Genomic DNA, 514 nt, shown 5'->3' on the forward strand with positions numbered 1-514 from the left:
CCCAGCAACTGGTTATACATGTCCTGCTGCTCGGCGGTTTTCATGTTCAGATAGTTTTGTCCCAGTTGCGGCGCAATACCTGCTAGCTGATTTCCGGTTGCTGTAGATCCAAGCCCCCCTGTTGCCTCAGCCCCTGCGAGAGTTTGATATCTGGCCTGATCCGCCAGTTGTGCGTACTCAGGACTATTGAAGTATTGTCCCAGCAATGCATTTCGGTCGATAGGCTTACCAGCCAAACCTTGCAAACCAGATAATCCAGATTGTCCAGCCTCACGGAACGGTGATAGCCACTCACTCTGCTGCTGGAACATTTCCTGCTGGTTATCAATGGCTCTGTCGTTTGACCGGGACTGTTCTTTAGCGCCTTTCATTGCACCAATACCACCGATTATCCCACCGACAGCATTACCAACACCGCTAACTATTCCACCCATAATTAACTCCTAACCATTAAAAATAATTGTTCTCTGCGCCCATCAATGAGTTCAACGACATCATCTGATTGCAGGTGAAA

General features: G+C 48.6%; 1 protein-coding gene. It reads right to left on the reverse strand.

Features of this window, described 5'->3' with window-relative positions; all coding sequences use genetic code 11:
- The coding region (locus NXS07_RS20750; RefSeq protein WP_498063305.1) for a P22-gp17 family phage DNA ejection protein at positions 1-434 on the reverse strand (434 nt) is incomplete at its 3' end.
- Positions 435-514 lie beyond the last annotated feature (80 nt).

Origin of the sequence: Xenorhabdus bovienii (genome assembly GCF_024721015.1) — a bacterium.
Lineage (GTDB): Bacteria > Pseudomonadota > Gammaproteobacteria > Enterobacterales > Enterobacteriaceae > Xenorhabdus > Xenorhabdus bovienii.